The following is a 19373-nucleotide window of genomic DNA, read 5'->3' on the forward strand; positions in this document are numbered from 1 at the left end:
CTTAACGAATCATCCGGATTATCGCGTAAACCCTTGCTGCAGTGCGGAAACCGCGGCAGCGGGATCGGCTGCTTCTGTCACGGCGCGCACGACTGCAGCGCACCCTACACCGGTTGCCAGCACTTGAGGCAGCACCTGCAGATCGATGCCGCCGATTGCGACCAGCGGCACGACGCCGTCCAGCAGACGGACATAGCGCGCGAGGCGCTTGAGGCCCTGCGGCGCGGTAGGCATCACCTTGGTCGTGGTCGGAAACACCGCGCCCAATGCGATGTAACTAGGGCGAAAATGCAACGCCTTCAGAATTTCGTAGAACCCGTGCGTTGAGAGTCCGAGCCGCACGCCGGCCGCGGCGATCGCCGACAGATCCGCCGTATGCACGTCTTCCTGGCCTAGATGCACGCCGTAAGCGCCCGCATCGAGCGCGGACTGCCAGTGGTCGTTGATGAAAACCTGCGCGTCGTGCTGGCGCCCCGCAGCCACGCAGCGGGCGATTTCGCGCTGAAGCTCGTCGGCGGGATGGGCGGACTTCCGGCGCAACTGCACCGTTTTCACGCCGAAGCCCACCACCCGTTCGACCCACTCCGCGCTCGGCAGAACCGGATAGAGACCAAGCCGCTCCGGGCAGCGCGGAAAGGCCTGCGCTGGCGCCTGCGGCAAACCGGCAAGACGCGGGAAAGTCGCCAGATCGCAGGGGAAAGCGTCACCGTCGGCATTGCTCCGGGTTTCGTCGCCGTCGCGCCACGCGAGCGCCAGCACGAGCGCGTCGTGCGGATCGAAACCGCAATCGAGAAATGCGGCCAGCGCGGGAATCCAGTCTTCCGCGAGATGCCCTTCAAGGCGATATTTTTCGCCGCCCAAGTGCAGCGTGGCCTTGTTCTCGGCGGCTTCGACCACCGCCGCGCCCCTTACCAGCCAGTGCGCCATCTGCTCGCCGTGCCGGCCAGCGTCGGCGAGCACTATCAGGTCGCCGCCGTTCGGTTCGTCCGGCGCGGTCAAACAGATACGCCAGGGCGCGTGAGTAGGCGGCCAGTCGCCGAGGCGCGCGCGGATGCGCTCGGTCGCCTCAGTGAGTTCGTCGGCGGGCGGCCAGAACAGGTCGCGGTCTTTCAAAGCCAATGTTTGCGTCATGCGGCGCTCCCGTCCTGATGCCAGAACGGCATGCCGACCACCGGCGTGCTCGCGTGCGCGCTCTCGCGCTCGGCCATCGGTCCCGCGAGAAACGCCTGGCGCCCCGCTTCGACGCCCAGCGCGAAAGCGCGCGCCATCGCGTCCGGATGCGTGGCCTGCGACACGGCCGTGTTCAGCAGCACCCCGTCGAAGCCCCATTCCATCACCTGCGCCGCATGCGACGGCACGCCAAGTCCGGCGTCGACGATGAGCGGCACGTCCGGCAGCCGCTCGCGCAGCACGCGCAAGCCGTACGGATTGATGACGCCCTTGCCGGTGCCGATCGGCGCGCCCCAAGGCATCAGCGCTTCGCAACCGGCATCCAGCAGACGGCGGCCGATCACCAGGTCTTCGGTGCAATACGGCAGCACCTTGAAGCCGTCTTTGACGAGCTTCGCGGCCGCTTCGATCAGACCGACCGGATCGGGTTGCAATGTGTAGTCGTCGCCGATCAGTTCGAGCTTGATCCACTCGGTTTCGAAAATTTCGCGTGCCATGTGCGCGGTCGCCACGGCCTCGCCGACGGTCAGGCACCCTGCCGTATTGGGCAGCAGCGGCACGCCATGGCGCTTGAGCAGATCGAAGAAGCCGGCTTCGGCGCCGCCTTCGTTCATCTGCCGGCGCAGCGCGACCGTCACCATGCCGGGTCGGGCGGCGTCAATGGAATCCGACAGCGATTGCAGAGACGGGTAACGCGACGTGCCAAGCAGCACGCGGCTCGCGAAGGGTTGGCCGTACAGCGTGAGCGCGTCGGCGGCCTGTGGGGTAGTCATTTGCATGGTCCTGGTCTCCTGCAATGCGTGGCGGCTTTAGCCGCCGGCCACGGGTTGCACGACATCGAGCTTGTCGCCCGGTTGCAGCGCGCGCGCCGCGTGCTGCGCGCGCGCGACGAAATCGCCGTTCAGCGCGACGGCGAACGGCGGCCGCGCGCCGTAAGCGGCGAGCGCATCGGCGACAGTCGCGCCTTCGGGCAGCGACAGCGGCTTCTGGTTGATGTGAATGTCCATGATGTTCAAATACGGTTCAGTCGATGGCTAAAGCACAAGCGTGCTAACGGCACTGCAGCACGGTTCGGCGCTCATGCCGGCTCCCGCGCACAATCGTGCTGGAAAAGCTCGCTCCAGCGCGCGCCGCGCTGCCAGTCCGCGAACGCGTCGGCGTTGCCGATGCGCCCGTCCAGCAGCGCCGTCGCGAAGCGCATGGCTTCGTCGGCGACTTCGGGCACGATCATGTAGCCGTGCCGGTAAAGGCCGTTCACCCGCAGTGTCTGCGCGCCGTCCCACAGCAACGCCGGCCGATGATCGGGCAAGGTCGGGCGGCACTGCGAATTCAGCTCGAGAATGCGTGCCTCGCCAAAGCCCGGATGCACGGAAAACGCAGCGCTCAGAAGCTCCAGCGCGGAACGCACGCTGACGGGCGACATGTCCTCGCCTTCCACCTCGGTCGCGCCGATCACGTAGAGGTCGTCCTGCTTCGGCGCGATATAGAGCGGATAGCGCGGATGCAGCAGCCGCACCGGGCGCGCCAAGTTGATGCCTGGCGCATGCACGCGTGCGACCTCACCGCGAATGCCGCGCAGCGTCGGCAGCACGGGTTTGGCGCCGAGTCCGCGGCAGTCGACGGTGACGCGTGCGGGCGGCAGCGCGCCGTCGCTGACGGGCGTATTCCAGTGGGTCTGAACGCCGCGTTGAGCAAGCCCCGCCGCAAGCGCGCGAAGCACCTGGCGGTTGTCGAGCTGGCCTTCGCGCGGCAGGAGCCACCCCTGACTGAAGCGTCCCGCCAGCGCCGGCTCGGCCGCGCCGAGCTGGGCGCCGGACAGCGTGACGAAGCCGCCCTCCAGCAATTCGGCCGGCGCGTTCGAGCGCACACGTCTTTCGAACAACGGCGCCTCGGTGCGATCCGCGTGATGCCAGACGACGAGCGTGCCATTGCGCTGAAAGAACACCGGTTCGGGCAGTTCAGCCAGCACTTGCGGCCAGGTATCGAGCGAGGCCGCGCCCAGTCGCGTGATCAAAAGTTCGGCACTCGCCGCTTCGGCAAGCGGCGCGAGCATCGCTGCGGCGACCCACGCCGCGGCTTGCGAGCCGGCTGCGTCGCCGCGCTCATATAGCGCAACGCGATGCCCTTGCCCAGCAAGCCGCCACGCGACGAGACGCCCGCACAGGCCGCCGCCGAGCACCGCGAAATCGGGTTGTGCGGCGCGGCTCATCGTGCGCGCTCCAATTCGATGCAACGGGCAATGGCGAGGCAGTGCACGCCACCGGCGACGCGACAAGGGGCAAGAAACATAACTGAAGAATAGGCGGTCATCGAGTCCTTTCCGTACGGCCAAAAAGAAGCGCGTACCCAGGACGAAACCGGCGGGCAAGGCCGGCCAGGCAATAGCGTGCTCCAATGAAGAACGCCGCCCGGCGGGGAATGGAAGACTGGCTGCTTCCGGAAACTTCCCGCGCCGGTATTACCCGGATCGGGTGCAAAGGGTCTCTCTCAGCCTCGCTGCCGCAGCGTGAAAATCACGCCGCTCAAGTGCGAAGCACCCCTGTTTCGTCGAAGGTCATTAGACCATAAAAGGCGCGGCGCTCGCAAACGAGCGGCGCGCGATATCGCACGCCCTTGATCCGGCACCGCGTTTGGCGTCACCGATATCGGCGGCGCGGCGCTCTGGCACAATGCCAGCAGAGATGGCGCGGCGAATGCGGCAGTACGCCGGGCCCGGCGGCGCGAAGTTGCGGCAACGCATGCACGACACCCGCAGCGTGATCGTCGGGAAGACTTGCGCCGATCATTAATTTTCGCTTAAGGGCTTCGCGCCAGAATCGGCGATCGTACCGGCGGGGCTCGCCGGATGTCGCGACCCGCACAGACACAAATACCCGCAATGGGCCGGCCTGCGTGGGTCAGCCCGAATGGAACAGCACTCCTCAGGACGCTCATGACAACGAATACATCCGTCAGCCCCGCGCTGCCGCCCGACGAGAAAGTCTCCGCATGGAGCCTGATCAAGCCCTACTGGGTGTCGGAAGAACGCAAGACGGCGTGGGCGTTGCTCCTCGCGATCATCGTGATGAATCTGCTGGTCGTGTGGATCAACGTCCGGCTCAACCGCTGGAGCGCGGACTTCTACAACGCGCTGCAAACCAAGAATGTGCGGGACTTCCCGCATCTGCTGATGGTGTTTTCGGGGCTGGCGTTCGGCTACATCATTCTCGCGGTCTATGGCCGTTATATGCGGCAGATGCTCGGATTCCGCTGGCGTCAGTGGCTCACCACGCGCTATCTGAACGAGTGGCTGCACGACAGCGCGTTCTACCGGATCGAGCGCGACCGCCTCGCCGACAACCCCGACCAGCGGATCAGCGACGACCTCCAGTCGTTCGCCACCACCACGCTGTCGCTCACGCTCGACCTGCTGTCCACTGTCGTCACTCTGGTGTCGTTCATCACGATCCTGTGGTCGCTCGCCGGCGCGCTGACCATCACGCTCGGCGGCGTCCCGCTGCACATCCCCGGCTATATGGTGTGGGCGGCCGCGCTTTACGCGGTGGTCGGATCGCTCGTGATCCAGAAAGTCGGCCACCCGCTCGTGCCGATCAACTATCAGGCGCAGAAAGTCGAGGCGGATTTCCGTTTCGGCCTGATCCGTCTGCGTGAAAACGCGGAGCAGATCGCCTTCTACAACGGCATGGACACGGAGAAGAAAAACGCGCATTCGCTGTTCGGCCGGATTCGCGACAACTGGTGGCAGGTCATGAAGTACACGAAGCGGTTGACCTTCGTGCTGAGCTTCTACGGCCAGATCGCGATCATTTTCCCGCTCGTCGTGGCCGCGCCGCGCTACTTCGCGGGCGCCTTCACGTTCGGCGTGCTGATGCAGATTTCGAGCGCGTTCGGCACCGTCAGCGATTCGTTCTCGTGGTTCATCAACAGTTACTCGACGCTCGTCGAGTGGCGCGCGACCGTGAACCGGTTGCGCGAATTCAAGCGGGTCGTGCATGCGCCGCGTCTGAAGGAATCGGTGTCGCCCGCCACCGCGCACGGCGGCATCAACCTCCATTTCGTCGATGCCGACTCGCTCACCACCGACGGCCTCAAGCTCGCGCTTCCCAACGGCAGTCCGCTGTCGCGCATCCGCGATATCGCGATCGAACCCGGCTCACGGTGGCTCGTGCGCGGCGCATCCGGCTCGGGCAAGAGCACGCTGATGCGCGCGCTCGCCGGCCTCTGGCCATTCGGCGACGGCTCGATAGACGCGCCGGTCAACGCGCGCATGATGTTCATCCCGCAGGTCAGCTACATGCCGATCGGCACGCTGAAGGCAGCGCTCACCTATCCGTCGGCAGCCGACACTTATACCGACGACGAATGCCGCGAGGCGCTCGTCACCTGCCATCTGTCGCACTACGCGGACCGTTTGCAGGAATCGGGGCACTGGACGCGCATGTTGTCGCCGGGCGAGCAACAGCGTCTCGCCGCCGCACGCGTGCTGTTGCACAAGCCGGACTACTTGTTCCTCGACGAAGCGACGAGCGCGCTCGACGCCGAAAACGAAGCGCGGCTCTATCGCCTCTTCACCGAGCGCCTGCCGAAGGCGGCGATTGTCAGCGTCGCGCACCGCGAATCGCTTGCTGCGTTCCATGACGAGACGCTCGAAGTCGAGCGCGCCAGCGAAGCGGTCGCCGCATGATTTCCGACAACGACGCGGCGAGCGGCAGCAGCGCGGCTTTCGAGCGCGTCATACTGATCACCGGCGCGGGGTCGGGAATCGGGGCGGCGCTGGCCCGGCGGCTCTCTGCCCCGCGGACGGCCGCCTTCCAGATGGCCGCCCCGGGGACAGGCGCCGCGTCGACCGCCGCGCCCTTGACCGGCACCCCACGCATTGCGCTGATGCTGCACGCACGCGGAGCCGATCACGAATCGCGTCAGCGTCTCGCTCAGGTCGCCGCCGATTGCAGCGCGAATGGCGCGGCCTGCGCCACCGTCTTCGGCGACCTTGCCGAGCGAGGCGCGGCCGAACATGTGGTGCATCAAACGCTCGCAACCTTTGGCGCGCTCGATCAACTGGTCGCCAACGCGGGTCACGCGCACCGCCAAACCCTGCAGACACTCGATCCCGACACGTTGAGCGCGGCGTTCGGCGCGATGCCCGCCGCGTTTGCAGCGCTTGTGAAACGCGCCACGCCGGCACTGGAAACGTCGAGGCGCGGACGCGTGGTCGCGCTCAGTTCGTTCGTCGTACATCGGTATCGCGCCGACGCGCCGTTTGCCGCCACAGCGGCCGCCAAGGCGGCGCTGGAATCGCTCGCGAAAACCGCGGCCGCCGAACTCGCGCCGCATGGCGTGACCGTCAATTGCGTCGCGCCCGGCTATACGCGCAAGGATCGCGGGCCGAGCGCCGATAACGCCGCAGTGTGGACGCACGCGGCCGAGTCGACGCCGCTTGGCCACATCGCCGAACCGGCCGACGTCGCAGCGCTGATTGCATTTCTGCTTTCCGACGAAGCGCGTCACATCACCGGCCAGGTGATTCACGTCGACGGCGGATTGACCTTGGGCTGAACCACCGAGTCGAACGAGGGACGCGAGCAACGCGCCGGAACAACGGCCGTAAGCAAAGAAGCGGGCGACACGCGGGCCGCACAACGGCAACATCCGGAAACACGCGAGAACAGTTCGAAAGCATTTGCGAAGCGGGCGAGCTTTTCCGCCCTTTGAAAAGAGCCCACTACAGCGACGATAGTCGTGCGAGCCCTCCCCGCGGCCCGCAGCCATTCACTGCTAACGGACTCTTCGCTCATGTCACTCGATCGCCGCTCTCCTCAGTTCAGTCACCGCCTCGCGCTTGCTCTCGGCACAGCCTTGCTGCTCGCGAGCGCCGCGCAAGCAGCACAAACCACTCCGCCGAACGAGCCGGCTGACGTGTGCCCCGCGCTCAAGCACATCGTCGAGGCGTCCGACTTCAAGCAGTTGCATACGCAACCGGCCGCACAACTGCCGGGCGTCGCAAGTGCCGAAGATTGCCGCTCCAACGCGCACGCATACGATTGCCACTGGCGCGCGCATTGGCAGGCCGACGGAGTGGTCAACGATCCGCTCGAAGAAATCGGCGCGGACATCGCCGCCTGCTTTCCGAACGTCGTGCACGACGTCAATACGCCGACACGCCAGCACTTTGTCGTCACGACCGCCGAGCGCCGCGTCAACGTGACGGCGAGCGTGCAAGGGCAAAACGAGTTGCGCCTGCGCGTCACGCGCTAAGCGTCGGGGCGATGCGCGTCTTCCTGCGTCCCGCGCATACGGTTGATCTCTGTTGCTTGTCCTCATCGTCACCTGGTTCTGCTTCATGACCTTCCTGCCCCGCACACGCGCTAACGCGTTCACGCAAGCCCCTCGCGCGGCCTGGGTCAGGTTGCGGCGGCCGAGCGCACGGCTCGTCGCCTGTACCACGCTGACAGTGGGACTGAACGGCTGCGCGTGGACGCTGATCCAGGCAGCCGACGCCACCGGCTCCGTGATCCAGGCCGGCTACGCGATTGCCGCCCACTATTCGTCGCCAACCTTCGTGAACGGCCGTCCCGCCGATGTGCGCCATGTTTGCATTGAAGTGAATCAGACGGTGTCGGTGGGCGACTTCGTGCCGGCGCTGCAACTCGCGCTGGATCGGCGCGGCATTCGTTCGGACGTCTACAATCCCGGCACTTCGCCCGCCGGCTGCGAGGCGCGCCTCGTCTACAACGCCGCGATCGACTACGGCCGCCGTTCGTTCAGCGACGAGTCGATCCAGTACCTGTCGATCATCGACCTGACGCTCGTACAGAACGGCCGCATCCTCGTCACCGCCCGCTATCAGACGGGCGGCCTGAACACCGACCGGTTCTCTTCGGCGTCGACCAAGCTCAATGGACTCATCGACAAGATGGTCGTCGATCAGACCGACTTCAGCCGCCAGACCCTGCAAACGATTCAGACCTCGCAAGTCAATTGAACCGCGCTCATGGCTCTCTCTCATTTCTCTCCTTACGCAGGAAAGGTTTGGAAAGCATCAGCCGCTTTGCTGCGCCCGCGCCGCTCACTAAGATGATCTGAATGAACCAATCCATTCTGGTCGTCGACGACGACCCCGTCGTACGTGAGCTCGTCAGCCAGTATCTGGAGGGGCGCGGCTTCAAGGTCGCCACGCTCGAGCACGGCATGGCGCTACAGCGCAAGCTTCAGGACGAGCGCCCGGCGCTGATCGTGCTCGACATCATGATGCCGGAGCTCGACGGCATCAGCGCGCTGCGCGCGTTGCGCGTCGCGGGCGACGATATTCCCGTGATCCTTCTCACTGCGCGCGCGGATCCGATCGACCGCGTGATCGGTCTCGAACTCGGCGCCGACGATTACCTCGGCAAGCCATTTGAACCAAGTGAACTGGTCGCGCGCATTCGCACGGTGTTGCGGCGTCGCGGCTCGATTGCGCCGAGCGCACCCGAACAGCGTGCGCCGTATCGCTTTGGCCGCTTCGAAGTCAACTTCCCGGCGCGCGAACTGCGCCTCGACGGCGAGCGCATCACGCTGCGTTCGAGCGAATTCGCGATGCTCAAAGTGTTCGTCACGCACGCGATGACAGTGCTCACGCGCGCGCAGTTGCTCGAAAAATTGCACGGCAATAGCGAGGCGCATCGCAATCGCAGTCTCGATGTGTCGATCTGGCGCTTGCGCCGTCTAATCGAGGTCGATCCGTCAGAGCCGCGCTATGTGCAAACGGTGTGGGGGCGCGGCTACGTGTTCGTCCCGGACGGAGAAATCGGCGCGGCTGAGCGCGGCCCAACTGCTCTTTCACAGTAGGCGGGCAAGAGGGTGACAAGCGCCGCGGCAACCCGCGGCTCGACTCGGACACGGCGCAGACACAATAGAGAGGCGGCGCAAACACGGCGCGCCGCATTGCGCCGTGTCCACGTCAAAAAGTCAGAACGCTGAGAAACATTCGTTGCAGCCAGCCCATGGTCGTCGCATCGGAGATCATCCCCACGCCCGCCTGTTCGATGCGTGCATTCGCGACCTTGCTCGAAGCCACGTAGTTACCTGCTTCGATATCCTTAGGATTGATGACGCCCGACAGACGCAGGCGGTCGCGGTTACCGCTCATCGAAATGATCTTTTCACCCGACACCACCAGGTTGCCGGTGGGCATAGTGCCGATCACCGTGACGGCGAGCGTGCCGGTCATGCCGCTCGCGTCGGTGAGGCTGCCTTGCCCTTTGAACTCGGTGCTTGCTGAGCCGACGTTGAAGAGCCTTGCGAGCCGGGCGGCGGCTCCGCTCGAATGATCGGCGGCATCAGCAGTGATGCTGCTTGCGCGGCTCGCCGCTGCCGTCGAGCTATTGTTGCCGCTATATGACTCCGACAGTCGGATCGTGAGCACGTCGCCAATGTGCTGCGCGCGCGGCGTCTCGTACAGCACCATCAGCGTCCCGGCCTGGTAGATGGCGCCCTGCGTGTTGACATTCAGCGGCGCGGACACGAGCGGCGGCGCCATCGGCGTTTCGACGATCGACTTCTGTCCGCCGGCACAAGCCGATAGACCCAACACCGCGCACATTGCGACGGAAAAACGAAGCGTAGGCATTGTTTGACTCCCTGGCCTGATCGGCCTCATCTTCGAGTGCATTGGCTGTAAAGGCCGCATGGCGCATCAACCGGCTTCCGCATCGCTTGCCTGCCACTGTCGCACGACCGACTTGACCCACGCGTCCGAACCCTTGAGCAGGTAAGTCAGCGTGCCGTTGCGAGTGCCCGGCAAAAAACACAACGTGATCGAACTGACCGCGTTTTCCCATACGTAGACCGGCAGCGCGCCGGGCGCCGACACGTTCTGCGTCGCGTGACGCGGCGGCCCGTAGCGCTCCGCGAGCGCCTCGCGCAAGTCCTCGGCGGTGACTTCGTCGATCACGAAGGAGATTTCGTAGAGACGCAGCGCGCTTTGTTCTTCGCGCTGTTCTTCGCTCCGACCTTCGCTTCGACCTTCGCTTCGACCTTCGCTTCGTCCCGCGATACGCGCGAAGCGCAGCACGTGCTCGGCCGCCGGCGCGCCGTCGACCACCGCTTGCGACAACGCCCAACCGTTGTCGTCGCGATGTGCCCAGCGGCACGCGACTGTCAAACTCTCGTGCGACTTCAGCCGCATGCCGAGCACGCCCGCCTGCACATCCGTCTCGCAGACGGGCACACTGCCGATCGGCGTCGCACGCACCTTCGAGCCCGCGCGGAATTCGTCGAGCGTGATGCCAAGCGCAATGCCGCGGAAAGCGAACGGCGTGTCCTGCGCACGCCGCCGCGCGTCGGCCAAAGCGTCCTTCGATGCGGGAGCCGACGCGCTCGCTTCGCGCGCCGCCGGTTGCGCCGGCACGGTCAGTGAAAACGTGCTGCAAACGAGCGCCAACGCGCAGGCAATCCGTTGGGGAGTCATGATTCAGTCGATCGCGGATGAACACATGTCGAACGGGCTGGCCGCCGCATGGCCGACGACCGGGATAATTTTCAGCGTGGCTGAAGTGAGCCGGCAGGGCAGCGCGGCAACGGCGCAGCCGCCGAGCGGCAGCAGCGCCGCGCCAAGCGCGAGCCACGCAGCGGCGCGGATGAAACGCTCAAGGAGTCTCGGAGTCGACACGCGGGCCTCGGCAGGTCAGGCCGTCGTGTTGACGTGGTGGCCCACAAGGCCCGCGGGCATCGAGGGCTGCGGCTGCGTTGCGGAGCCCTTGGCTTGTGCAGTGCCGGCGGCACTTGTGGAACTGCCCGTAGACGCGGGCTTTTCCGTGGCTTGAGTGGGCGCGACTGCAGAGAAGCGGGTGGAAGTGAGGTTGCTTGGAACGGTCATGATGAGCCTCGCGTGGTTTGGCGGGATATCGGTCTTGCGCCGTGTTTCCCGGACAGAGCCGTTGGGCTCTTCCGGCGTGCGGCGCAACGTATTGCAGGACGAATCATCCCGCCGCCGGGGCCGTCGCGATACACGAAGAAAGACGCGCTTTTCGGCGGTTCTTACGACCGGTTTCGAGCGATTTCCACTACTTCCTGTTGCGCGCAAATTGTTTCCGGAAAGCGGCCCGCGGCATGAGAATGCCTTCGACGCAACGCGCGAGACGTCGGTGGCCGCATAGCCACCGCGTTGCCAACCGCGTTGCCAAATATGGCAGGGGTGAAATATGATGTGCGCCTTGGGTGACGGGAGTTGCGCGCCAACGCGCCGAATCCGCGCAGCGCCGGGTAAGCATTGGTAAGAAAACAGTCGGCCGCGCGTTGCGCGCGTCAGTCTAGAATTTCGCCATGAATCCACAGGTCCTTATCGTCGACGACGATCCGGTCGTACGCGATCTGCTTTGCAAGTTCTTGCAGTCGAACGGCTTCGACGCGTCGGTGCTGCATGACGGCACCCATCTCCAGCGCCGGCTCGAGCGCGAACGGCCATCGGTCGTCGTGCTCGACATCATGATGCCGAACACCGACGGCCTACGCGCGCTCACCGCGCTGCGCGCCGCCGGTGACGACATTCCGGTGATCTTCGTCACGGCGCGCGGGACGGTGGCCGACCGCATAGTCGGGCTCTCGCTCGGAGCAGACGACTATCTGACCAAGCCGTTCGATCCGCGCGAACTGCTCGCGCGCATCCACACGGTTCTGCGCCGCCGCGGCCCGTCGACCACGAGCGCGCCGGAAGCGCGCAAACCATACAAGTTCGGCCCGTTCGAACTGGACTTCGCCACGCGCTCGCTGTCGCGTGCGGACTCGAAGCTCCCGTTGCGCGACAGTGAGTTCGCGCTCCTGAAGATCTTCGTGAACAATCCGTATAAGGTGTTGTCGCGCGTGCTGATTCACGACCTCGTGCATCGCGACAATCTCGCATTCCGCGACCGCAGTCTCGACGTGCCGATCTGGCGGCTGCGCCGCGTGATCGAGGACGACCCGTCTAATCCGTGCTACGTGCAAACAGTGCGCGGCAAGGGTTATGTGTTCGTGCCCGATGCGGACGGCACACCGTTCTCCGACGAGGCCGCCTCGAACGCATGAGAAACCCGCTGAACACGCTGTTCGGCAGAATGGCGTTGCTTTCGACGGCGGTGCTATTCGCGATTCAGGCCGGCTGGTTCGTTCTCGTGGTGATGCAGCCGCCGCGTCATGAAATCGACGGCTTTGCGCGCGGCATCGTGCTGGTGCTGCAGGCGATCAACGGTGAGCCGATCAAGGGCGCCGCCCTCGCGCCCGCCATGCGCGTGCATCTCGTTCCGACCTGGAACATGCCGCCGAGCATCCATCTGCACGAACCGGCGGAACGTCTCGTCGCCGACCTGGCGCGGCGCCTGCGTGACGATCTCCCGCCCGGCACGAAGATCGCCGTCGACGACCTGCGTCCGCCGCAACTTTGGGTGCTGTTTCCCGGCAAGTCGAACTGGGTGGTGCTGCCGGTCGACCTTCCGCCGCCGCGGCGCTTCCTGATCGAATCCGTTTCGATGCTGGCCGCCGCGCTGATCCTGTCGCTCTTCGCGGTCTGGCAGATGCAGCGACCGCTGTCGCGCGTCGCCGATGCCGCGCGTGAGTTCGGTTCGGGCGTGCGGCCCCAACCCGTCACAGTGCAAGGTCCGCGCGAACTGCGCGATCTGATCGGCTCGTTCAACGACATGATGCGGCGCCTGAACGAAGCCGGCGACGATCAGGCCGTCATGCTCGCCGGTGTCGCGCACGACCTGAAAGCGCCGCTCACGCGCCTGAAGTTGCGCGCGAGCGTGCTGGTAGAGGAAAGCGAACGTGCGGGCTTGATACGCGATGTGGACTCGCTAACGAACATCGTCCAGCAGTTTCTCGAATTCGCCGGCCAATCCGCAGACGCGGGGCCTGCAGTAGAGGTCGACGAGTTCCTGCGCGAACAGTTTTCCGCCAGCGACAGCGTCGCCGAACATACGGACAGCGGCGACAACATGGACAGCACTTCCACCACTGCCGAGACGCCGCTCTTCGCGCTCGATCTGCGCGCTGGCCCGTCGTTCACGCTGCCGCGCACGCTGCTTGACCGGCTCGTGACGAACCTCGTCGACAACGCTTTGGAACACGGCGCGCCGCCCGTCGACATCGCCACCGAGCGCAGCGACGGACATTGGATCATCAGAGTGCGCGACCATGGCGCGGGCATTCCCGACGAGCGCATTGCCGCGGCGATGAAACCGTTCGTGCGGCTCGACGCCGCGCGTGGCGGCGAAGGCCATTGCGGCCTCGGCCTCGCGATCGTCGCGCGGCTTGCGCACGATCGCGGCGGACGTTGCCATGTACGCAATCACGCGCAAGGCGGTCTGGAGGTGTGTATCGAATTGCCGGCGGCGGCGGCGTCCACATAAGGCACTGGCTGATGCCGTGAACGAGCGCCGCCACCGATGCGCTTACGTCACCGTACCGGATCGTCTATCGCGTGGCCCGCGGCCGTATAGTTGGCCCCGGCAACCTCGATGCCGCCCTTCTCAGTCCGCCCGCTTATTCGGGGCGGATTTTTTTTGCACGCGGTTTCACGCGCGGGTTTTATGCGCGATTTTCGCCGGCTCTGACGAAGGACCTTTCCCTGCGCCGTCAGACGACAAGCCGGCTGCGCAAACTCTCGATAGCCGACTCCGACACGCCAAGGCCTTCGGTCAGATAGCGCGTCATCGTGCCGTAGCTTGCCTGCACCTGATCGAAGCCCGCCTGCAGAAAGCTATCCTGAACGCCGAGCAAGGGCTCCTGGATCGCGGCGAGCGCATCGCCGTCCTGCGCACGCAAAGTTTCTTTCTGCGACCTGATCGCCTGTGCGCGATAGACGTTGCTCAACAGGTAGTCCTGCATGATGACGTCGAGCGGCACGTTAGCAATGCTCTGCAGCAACGCGGCAACCCACCCCCCGCGGTCCTTACCGGCGTTCGAATGGAAGAGCTGCGCGCCCGCGCCATCCGCCAGCTGGCGCAGCAGCGCGCCATAGTTCGCCCGCTGCGCGCCGCCGGTTACATAGGCGCGAGCCTCGGACTCCATGAACGCCGCCGCCCCGCCCGCAGAATTGAAAGCGGGCGTGATGAAGTCCCGCACGCCAAGTACGTTCAACGTTTGCGATACCGTGGCACGAGGCAAGTTATCTGCCGTCCGCCCGATCTCGCCTGGCGTGCGCAAATCGAAGACGCTGGCAATGCCGAGTCTTTCGATCTCCGTCTGGTCAGCCACGCTGAGCGCGAGCACGTTGGCGCGAAAGAACACGCCCCGGCGCATCGTTTTCCCGTCGACGGTCGGATAGCCTGCGGCTGCGCCCGCGACATCACGGAAATTGTCGACCGAGGCCAATCGCGGCGTTTCGCCCTGCTTGTTGTCGAGGTTGCCGCCGCCGCACGCGGAGAGCAGCGAACCGCTGATGCCGGACACCAGCAGCACGCTTGCGGAACGCTTCAGAAACGTCCGGCGCGACCCGCACGCGGCAAGTTGGCGCGCGGGCGCGGCCGCGCGCGCAAAGTGGCGGCGAGGTTCCGGGCAGATTTTCGCGGTGGCGGACATTAGGCGATTAGATGTAGCAGGCGCAAGTGTGAGCAAACAATGTGCAGCCGATGCGCTGCGCGCGCAGTGTAACGGTGTTCATTATTCTTTTGGTTACGGCGTATTAGTTCGTAAGCAACGGCTTTCGCGAGCTTGCGCCGTCCTGCATGCATTGGCCGGGATGCCGTCCGGGATGCCATCGCCCGATCCGTTTCTTACGCATCTCGTCTGTTATCTGCTGCTTACCGCTTGCCGCCATGTTCGCTGCCATACTTGCTGCCAATTTTGACCACAACTGGCCGCATCTTGCCTCGTCCCCGTAGAATAGAACGACCTCCCACGAGCCGCCGGCACACAAAAAAACCTGGAGAACACAACAAACATGCCCTCTCTCCAATGGTTCACCGAACTGACGCAGCGGGAACGCCGCACCCTGTACGCCGGATTCGGCGGCTATGCGGTCGACGCGTTCGATTTCATGATCTACTCGTTCCTCATTCCGACGCTGATCGCGACGTGGGGCATGACCAAAAGCGAAGCGGGCATGATCGCCACGAGTTCGCTGATCTCGTCGGCGCTCGGCGGCTGGCTTGCCGGGATTCTGGCCGATCGGTACGGCCGCATCCGCGTGCTTCAATGGACGATTGCCACCTTCGCGCTATTCACGTTTCTGTCGGGCTTCACGCATTCGTTCTGGCAGCTGCTTGCCACGCGCACGCTGCAAGGAATCGGCTTCGGCGGTGAATGGTCGGTCGTGACGATCATGATGGCAGAGACGATCCGCTCGCCGCAGCATCGCGCGAAAGCCGTGGGCACCGTGCAAAGCAGCTGGTCGTTCGGCTGGGCGGCGGCGGCCATCGTCTACTGGGCGTTTTTCGCGTTGCTGCCGGAACAGTATGCGTGGCGCGCGTGCTTCTGGATCGGTCTGCTGCCCGCGGCCTGGATCATCTACATTCGTCGCAACGTCAGCGATCCCGACATCTATCTGCAGACGCGCCGTGCGCGTGAGAGCGGCTTTGAGACTGCGCATTTCCTGCAGATTTTCTCGGGGCCGCACTTGCGCACCACACTGCTTGGCAGCGTATTGTGCACCGGCATGCTCGGCGGTTATTACGCGATCACCACGTGGCTGCCCACCTATCTGAAGACCGTGCGTCATTTGTCCGTGTTCAACACGAGCGGCTATCTGATCGTGCTGATCGTCGGCTCGTTTACCGGTTATATCGTCGGCGCGATCTTGTGCGACAAGATTGGACGGCGCGCGTCCTTCATTCTGTTCGCAATCGGCTCGTTCGTGCTCGGCATGGTCTACACGATGTTGCCGATCACCGACGGCATGATGCTTGCGCTCGGATTTCCGCTCGGCATAGTCGTGCAAGGGATTTTCGCGGGTGTGGGCGCCTATTTGTCGGAGCTATATCCCAATGCGATTCGCGGCTCCGGGCAAGGCTTCTGCTACAACCTTGGGCGCGGCTTCGGCTCGTTCTTTCCGATTCTCGTCGGCACGCTTTCGCAGGGCATGTCTCTGGTGAAGGCAATGGGCATCGTCGCCGGCGCGGGTTATCTGCTGGTGATCGTCGCCGCGTTGTGCCTGCCCGAAACGAAGGGCAAGGTGCTTGGTACGGCCAGTCCTGCCGCCTGAGCGCGCCGCTGACATTGCCGCTGACCTTTCCCGTCTACGCATATGAAAACGATTGTTCTGGGAGGCGGCGTGATCGGCGTCGCCACCGCTTTCTACCTGCGCCAGCAAGGCTGCGAGGTCACGGTGATCGAGCGGGAGCCGGACGTCGCGCTCGCCACGAGTTTCGGCAACGCGGGCGTGATCGCGCCCGGCTACGTGACGCCGTGGGCCGCGCCTGGCATGCCGGCCAAGATCCTCAAGTATCTGTTCAAGCCGGCGTCGCCGCTGATCTTCCGTCCGACCTTCGACCCGGCTCAATGGCGCTGGATCGCGCGCTGGTTGCGCGAATGCGACCTTGAACGCTTTCGCGTCAACAAGCAGCGGATGCAGCGGATCGCCTATTACAGCCGGGACTGCCTGCACGAATTCCGCAGCCGTCATCCGTTCGACTACGGGCGCAGCCAGGGCTATCTGCAACTCTTTCGCAGCGAGTACGACGTCGAACTCGCGCAGCCGGCGCTCGCTGTGCTGCGCGACGCGGGCATCGCGTATCGGGAAGTGAGCGCCGCGCAATGCGTCGATATCGAGCCGGGCTTGCGCTGGGCCCGCGCGACTCCCGTGTCGGGCATTCATCTTCCCGACGACGAAGCCGGCGACTGCGCCCGCTTCACGCGCGAGTTGCGGGCTATCTGCGAGCGCCACGGCGTGCACTTTCGCTTCGATACACGCGTGACATCGCTCGACGTGCAAGGCGGTGCGGTGCGCGGTGTGCGTGTGCAAAGTGAAGCCGGTGGAGAACCGCGCGGCGCAACCGGCGCCGCTGAGATCGTGCAGGCCGACAGCGTCGTGGTGGCGCTGGGTGTCGACAGTGCGGCGCTGCTTGCACCGCTCGGCGTGAAGGTGCCGCTCTATCCGGTGAAGGGATATTCGGCGACGCTGCCCGTCATCGATCATGAGAAAGCCCCGCGGGCCGCGCTCATGGACGAGTCGCTAAAGACAGCGATCACGCGCTTCGGCAACAACCTGCGGGTGGCCGGCACCGCGGAGCTGGGCAACCGGCAGACCACACTGCGCGAGCAGGCGCTACAAACGCTGATGAAAGTGCTGGATGACTGGTTCCCCCACGCCGCCGCGCCGACATCAGCGCACTTCTGGGTGGGTCGCCGCCCAATGACGCCCGACGGCGCGCCATTGCTCGGACCTTCGGGCATCGACAATTTGTGGCTCAATCTAGGCCACGGCTCGACAGGCTGGGCGATGTCCATGGGCTCCGCACGTGTCGTTGCCGATCTGATCACGCAGCGCAAGCCGCAAATCGATCTCGACGGGCTGACGTTGGCACGTTACGGCAAGTGATGTCGCAGGCCGGATCTCGCAAGACGCACGTTAAAAAGCCGGGTCGCCCTTTCGGGCGCCCGGCTCTGCTTTACCGCCTTGATGTACCGCTTGACGTGCCGCTTGATGCACAGCTTCATGCACCACTCAACGGGGCACGTCGTCGTCTCCACCTCTTCCTGCAAACATTAACCGGCTTGCGCATCACGAACAGCAGTTGCGGCAAACCGGCAGCGACGCTTAGCGCGGCAGGTCCGAATGGCCCATCAGGAAAGCGTCGACCGAACGCGCGCACTGACGGCCTTCGCGAATCGCCCACACCACGAGCGACTGGCCGCGGCGCATATCGCCGGCAGTGAAAACCTTGTCCACCGAGGTGTAGTACGCCTTGTCGCCTTCGGTGGTGGCCCGCACGTTGCCGCGCGCATCCTTGTCGACGCCGAAGGCTTCCAGCACCGGCGACGCCGGCTGCGTGAAGCCCATGGCGAGCAGCACGAGGTCGGCCTTCATTTCGAACTCGGAGCCCGGCACTTCGACCATCTTGCCGTCCTTCCATTCGACGCGCGCCGCGATCAACTTCTCGACCTTGCCGTTCTTGCCTTCGAGGCGCTTGGTGGCGACAGCCCAATCGCGCGAGCAGCCTTCTTCATGCGACGATGACGTGCGCAGCTTGATCGGCCAGTACGGCCACACGAGCGGCTTGTTCTCTTCTTCCGGCGGTTGCGGCAGCAGTTCGAACTGCGTGACGCTCTTAGCGCCGTGACGGTTCGACGTGCCCACGCAGTCCGAACCGGTATCGCCGCCGCCGATCACCACGACGTGCTTGCCCTTGGCGAGCAACTGGTTCGGAACTTTGTCGCCGGCATTGACCTTGTTCTGTTGCGGCAGGAATTCCATCGCGTAATGGATGCCTTCCAGCTCACGGCCCGGCACCGGCAGATCGCGCGGCGTTTCCGAACCGCCCGCAACCACGACCGCGTCGAAGTCTTCCTTCGACCGGTCCGGCGTGATGGTTTCCTTCGCGGTGTTGGCGATGTAGGCCGGCAGCGAATCCGCCTTACCGACGAACACGTTGGCGCGGAACGTCACGCCTTCGGCTTCCATCTGGCGCATGCGGCGATCGATCAGCCACTTCTCCAGCTTGAAGTCGGGAATGCCGTAACGCAGCAGGCCGCCAACGCGGTCATTCTTCTCGAACACCGTCACATCGTGACCGGCGCGCGCGAGTTGCTGAGCGACCGCCAGACCGGCAGGACCGGAGCCGACCACGGCAACCTTCTTGCCGGTCTTGTGCTTCGGCGGCTGCGGCGCGACCCAGCCTTCGGCCCATGCCTTGTCGATGATCGCGTGTTCGATCGACTTGATGCCGACCGGGTCGTCGTTGATGCCGAGCGTGCATGCCGCTTCGCACGGCGCCGGGCAGATGCGGCCCGTGAACTCCGGGAAGTTGTTCGTGGAGTGCAAGACCTCGATCGCCGTCTTCCAGTCCTGTTGGAACACCAGGTCGTTGAAGTCCGGAATGATGTTGTTCACCGGGCAGCCGTTGTTGCAGAACGGAATGCCGCAGTCCATGCAACGTGCGCCTTGAATCTTCGCTTCGTCGTCGGTGAGTGCCGCGACGAACTCCTTGTAGTGCTTCACACGCGTGAGCGGAGCTTCGTACGCCTCGTGGCGGCGCTCGAACTCGAGAAAACCGGTTGCCTTGCCCATGTGGTTCTCTTCTCTATCTGTATCT

Annotated in this window: 18 protein-coding genes and 1 riboswitch; of the genes, 9 read left to right on the top strand and 9 right to left on the bottom strand. The window is 64.7% G+C overall.

The genetic code is table 11. From position 1 onward, the window contains the following. Nucleotides 1-18: 18 nt before the first annotated feature. From thiE to RW095_RS33515, 4 genes are all read right to left on the bottom strand, one after another. Nucleotides 19-1131: a thiamine phosphate synthase gene (gene thiE, locus RW095_RS33500; RefSeq protein ID WP_317020168.1), complete on the bottom strand. Its 1113-nt coding sequence runs from the start codon at nt 1129-1131 to the stop codon at nt 19-21. Next, nucleotides 1128-1943: a thiazole synthase gene (locus RW095_RS33505; RefSeq protein WP_027779477.1), complete on the bottom strand. Its 816-nt coding sequence runs from the start codon at nt 1941-1943 to the stop codon at nt 1128-1130. Before RW095_RS33505 ends, thiE begins: the two co-directional genes overlap by 4 nt. Nucleotides 1944-1979: 36 nt before the next feature. Then, nucleotides 1980-2177, bottom strand: coding sequence for a sulfur carrier protein ThiS (gene thiS, locus RW095_RS33510; protein WP_020070630.1), 198 nt, complete (start codon nt 2175-2177; stop codon nt 1980-1982). A gap of 71 nt (nt 2178-2248) precedes the next feature. Beyond that, nucleotides 2249-3379 carry an FAD-dependent oxidoreductase gene (locus RW095_RS33515; RefSeq protein WP_317020169.1) on the bottom strand — a complete coding sequence of 377 codons (1131 nt, stop codon included), beginning with the start codon at nt 3377-3379 and terminating at the stop codon, nt 2249-2251. Nucleotides 3380-3597: 218 nt separating this feature from the next. After that, nucleotides 3598-3721: riboswitch (TPP riboswitch) on the bottom strand. 381 nt (nt 3722-4102) lie between these two features. On the opposite strand from RW095_RS33515, the gene RW095_RS33520 reads away from it, so the two are divergent. The 5 genes from RW095_RS33520 to RW095_RS33540 all read left to right on the top strand — a co-directional run bounded on the left by RW095_RS33520 (nt 4103) and on the right by RW095_RS33540 (nt 8997). After that, complete coding sequence (locus RW095_RS33520) at nt 4103-5854, top strand: ABC transporter ATP-binding protein/permease (RefSeq protein ID WP_317020170.1); 1752 nt, start codon at nt 4103-4105, stop codon at nt 5852-5854. Further along, nucleotides 5851-6726, top strand: coding sequence for an SDR family NAD(P)-dependent oxidoreductase (locus RW095_RS33525; RefSeq protein WP_317020171.1), 876 nt, complete (start codon nt 5851-5853; stop codon nt 6724-6726). The genes RW095_RS33520 and RW095_RS33525 overlap by 4 nt, the downstream gene beginning before the upstream one ends. 237 nt (nt 6727-6963) lie before the next feature. Further along, nucleotides 6964-7425, top strand: a complete 462-nt coding sequence (locus RW095_RS33530) for a hypothetical protein (protein WP_317020172.1) — start codon at nt 6964-6966, stop codon at nt 7423-7425. Between the two features lie 85 nt (nt 7426-7510). Then, entirely contained in the window at nt 7511-8152 is a 642-nt protein-coding gene (locus tag RW095_RS33535) for a hypothetical protein (RefSeq protein ID WP_317020173.1), read from the top strand. Between the two features lie 101 nt (nt 8153-8253). Then, nucleotides 8254-8997, top strand: a complete 744-nt coding sequence (locus tag RW095_RS33540) for a response regulator (RefSeq protein WP_128592005.1) — start codon at nt 8254-8256, stop codon at nt 8995-8997. Nucleotides 8998-9109: 112 nt separating this feature from the next. Here the strand turns inward: RW095_RS33540 and RW095_RS33545 are convergent, their stop codons facing one another. The 3 genes from RW095_RS33545 to RW095_RS33555 form a co-directional block, all read right to left on the bottom strand. After that, a complete protein-coding gene (locus RW095_RS33545; protein ID WP_317020174.1) occupies nt 9110-9778 on the bottom strand; it encodes a flagellar basal body L-ring protein FlgH in 669 nt (222 codons plus the stop codon). Between the two features lie 66 nt (nt 9779-9844). After that, nucleotides 9845-10618: a hypothetical protein gene (locus RW095_RS33550; protein ID WP_317020175.1), complete on the bottom strand. Its 774-nt coding sequence runs from the start codon at nt 10616-10618 to the stop codon at nt 9845-9847. A gap of 3 nt (nt 10619-10621) precedes the next feature. Then, nucleotides 10622-10789, bottom strand: coding sequence for a DUF6726 family protein (locus RW095_RS33555; protein WP_317022775.1), 168 nt, complete (start codon nt 10787-10789; stop codon nt 10622-10624). A gap of 683 nt (nt 10790-11472) precedes the next feature. Between RW095_RS33555 and RW095_RS33560 the strand changes: the two genes are divergently transcribed. Next, nucleotides 11473-12213, top strand: a complete 741-nt coding sequence (locus tag RW095_RS33560; RefSeq protein ID WP_020070618.1) for a response regulator — start codon at nt 11473-11475, stop codon at nt 12211-12213. Beyond that, on the top strand, nt 12210-13532 hold the full coding sequence (locus RW095_RS33565; RefSeq protein WP_317020176.1) for an ATP-binding protein: 1323 nt from the start codon (nt 12210-12212) through the stop codon (nt 13530-13532). The genes RW095_RS33560 and RW095_RS33565 overlap by 4 nt, the downstream gene beginning before the upstream one ends. Nucleotides 13533-13758: 226 nt before the next feature. Here RW095_RS33565 and RW095_RS33570 read toward each other — a convergent pair whose 3' ends face one another. After that, nucleotides 13759-14703 carry a tyrosine-protein phosphatase gene (locus RW095_RS33570; protein ID WP_317020177.1) on the bottom strand — a complete coding sequence of 315 codons (945 nt, stop codon included), beginning with the start codon at nt 14701-14703 and terminating at the stop codon, nt 13759-13761. A gap of 361 nt (nt 14704-15064) precedes the next feature. Between RW095_RS33570 and RW095_RS33575 the strand changes: the two genes are divergently transcribed. Both RW095_RS33575 and RW095_RS33580 read left to right on the top strand, forming a co-directional pair. Further along, nucleotides 15065-16324: an MFS transporter gene (locus tag RW095_RS33575; RefSeq protein ID WP_317020178.1), complete on the top strand. Its 1260-nt coding sequence runs from the start codon at nt 15065-15067 to the stop codon at nt 16322-16324. Nucleotides 16325-16366: 42 nt separating this feature from the next. Further along, the gene (locus RW095_RS33580) at nt 16367-17659 is read left to right on the top strand and encodes a D-amino acid dehydrogenase (RefSeq protein ID WP_317020179.1); all 1293 of its coding nucleotides are present in this window, start codon (nt 16367-16369) and stop codon (nt 17657-17659) included. A gap of 219 nt (nt 17660-17878) precedes the next feature. Here RW095_RS33580 and RW095_RS33585 read toward each other — a convergent pair whose 3' ends face one another. Continuing rightward, nucleotides 17879-19348 (bottom strand): glutamate synthase subunit beta, encoded by a 1470-nt coding sequence (locus tag RW095_RS33585; protein WP_317020180.1) that lies wholly within the window; start codon nt 19346-19348, stop codon nt 17879-17881. Nucleotides 19349-19373: the final 25 nt, after the last annotated feature.

Source organism: Paraburkholderia kirstenboschensis (assembly GCF_032806925.1).
Classification (GTDB): domain Bacteria; phylum Pseudomonadota; class Gammaproteobacteria; order Burkholderiales; family Burkholderiaceae; genus Paraburkholderia; species Paraburkholderia kirstenboschensis.

Bases quoted from the DNA above. Each gene is read 5' to 3' on its own strand.
- thiE (WP_317020168.1), bottom strand. From the start codon at position 1,131: ATGACGCAAACATTGGCTTTGAAAGACCGCGACCTGTTCTGGCCGCCC.
- thiS (WP_020070630.1), bottom strand. From the start codon at position 2,177: ATGGACATTCACATCAACCAGAAGCCGCTGTCGCTGCCCGAAGGCGCG.
- RW095_RS33505 (WP_027779477.1), bottom strand. From the start codon at position 1,943: ATGACTACCCCACAGGCCGCCGACGCGCTCACGCTGTACGGCCAACCC.
- RW095_RS33585 (WP_317020180.1), bottom strand. From the start codon at position 19,348: ATGGGCAAGGCAACCGGTTTTCTCGAGTTCGAGCGCCGCCACGAGGCG.
- RW095_RS33560 (WP_020070618.1), top strand. From the start codon at position 11,473: ATGAATCCACAGGTCCTTATCGTCGACGACGATCCGGTCGTACGCGAT.
- RW095_RS33525 (WP_317020171.1), top strand. From the start codon at position 5,851: ATGATTTCCGACAACGACGCGGCGAGCGGCAGCAGCGCGGCTTTCGAG.
- RW095_RS33520 (WP_317020170.1), top strand. From the start codon at position 4,103: ATGACAACGAATACATCCGTCAGCCCCGCGCTGCCGCCCGACGAGAAA.
- RW095_RS33575 (WP_317020178.1), top strand. From the start codon at position 15,065: ATGCCCTCTCTCCAATGGTTCACCGAACTGACGCAGCGGGAACGCCGC.
- RW095_RS33550 (WP_317020175.1), bottom strand. From the start codon at position 10,618: ATGACTCCCCAACGGATTGCCTGCGCGTTGGCGCTCGTTTGCAGCACG.
- RW095_RS33565 (WP_317020176.1), top strand. From the start codon at position 12,210: ATGAGAAACCCGCTGAACACGCTGTTCGGCAGAATGGCGTTGCTTTCG.
- RW095_RS33580 (WP_317020179.1), top strand. From the start codon at position 16,367: ATGAAAACGATTGTTCTGGGAGGCGGCGTGATCGGCGTCGCCACCGCT.
- RW095_RS33545 (WP_317020174.1), bottom strand. From the start codon at position 9,778: ATGCCTACGCTTCGTTTTTCCGTCGCAATGTGCGCGGTGTTGGGTCTA.
- RW095_RS33530 (WP_317020172.1), top strand. From the start codon at position 6,964: ATGTCACTCGATCGCCGCTCTCCTCAGTTCAGTCACCGCCTCGCGCTT.
- RW095_RS33535 (WP_317020173.1), top strand. From the start codon at position 7,511: ATGACCTTCCTGCCCCGCACACGCGCTAACGCGTTCACGCAAGCCCCT.
- RW095_RS33540 (WP_128592005.1), top strand. From the start codon at position 8,254: ATGAACCAATCCATTCTGGTCGTCGACGACGACCCCGTCGTACGTGAG.
- RW095_RS33570 (WP_317020177.1), bottom strand. From the start codon at position 14,703: ATGTCCGCCACCGCGAAAATCTGCCCGGAACCTCGCCGCCACTTTGCG.
- RW095_RS33515 (WP_317020169.1), bottom strand. From the start codon at position 3,379: ATGAGCCGCGCCGCACAACCCGATTTCGCGGTGCTCGGCGGCGGCCTG.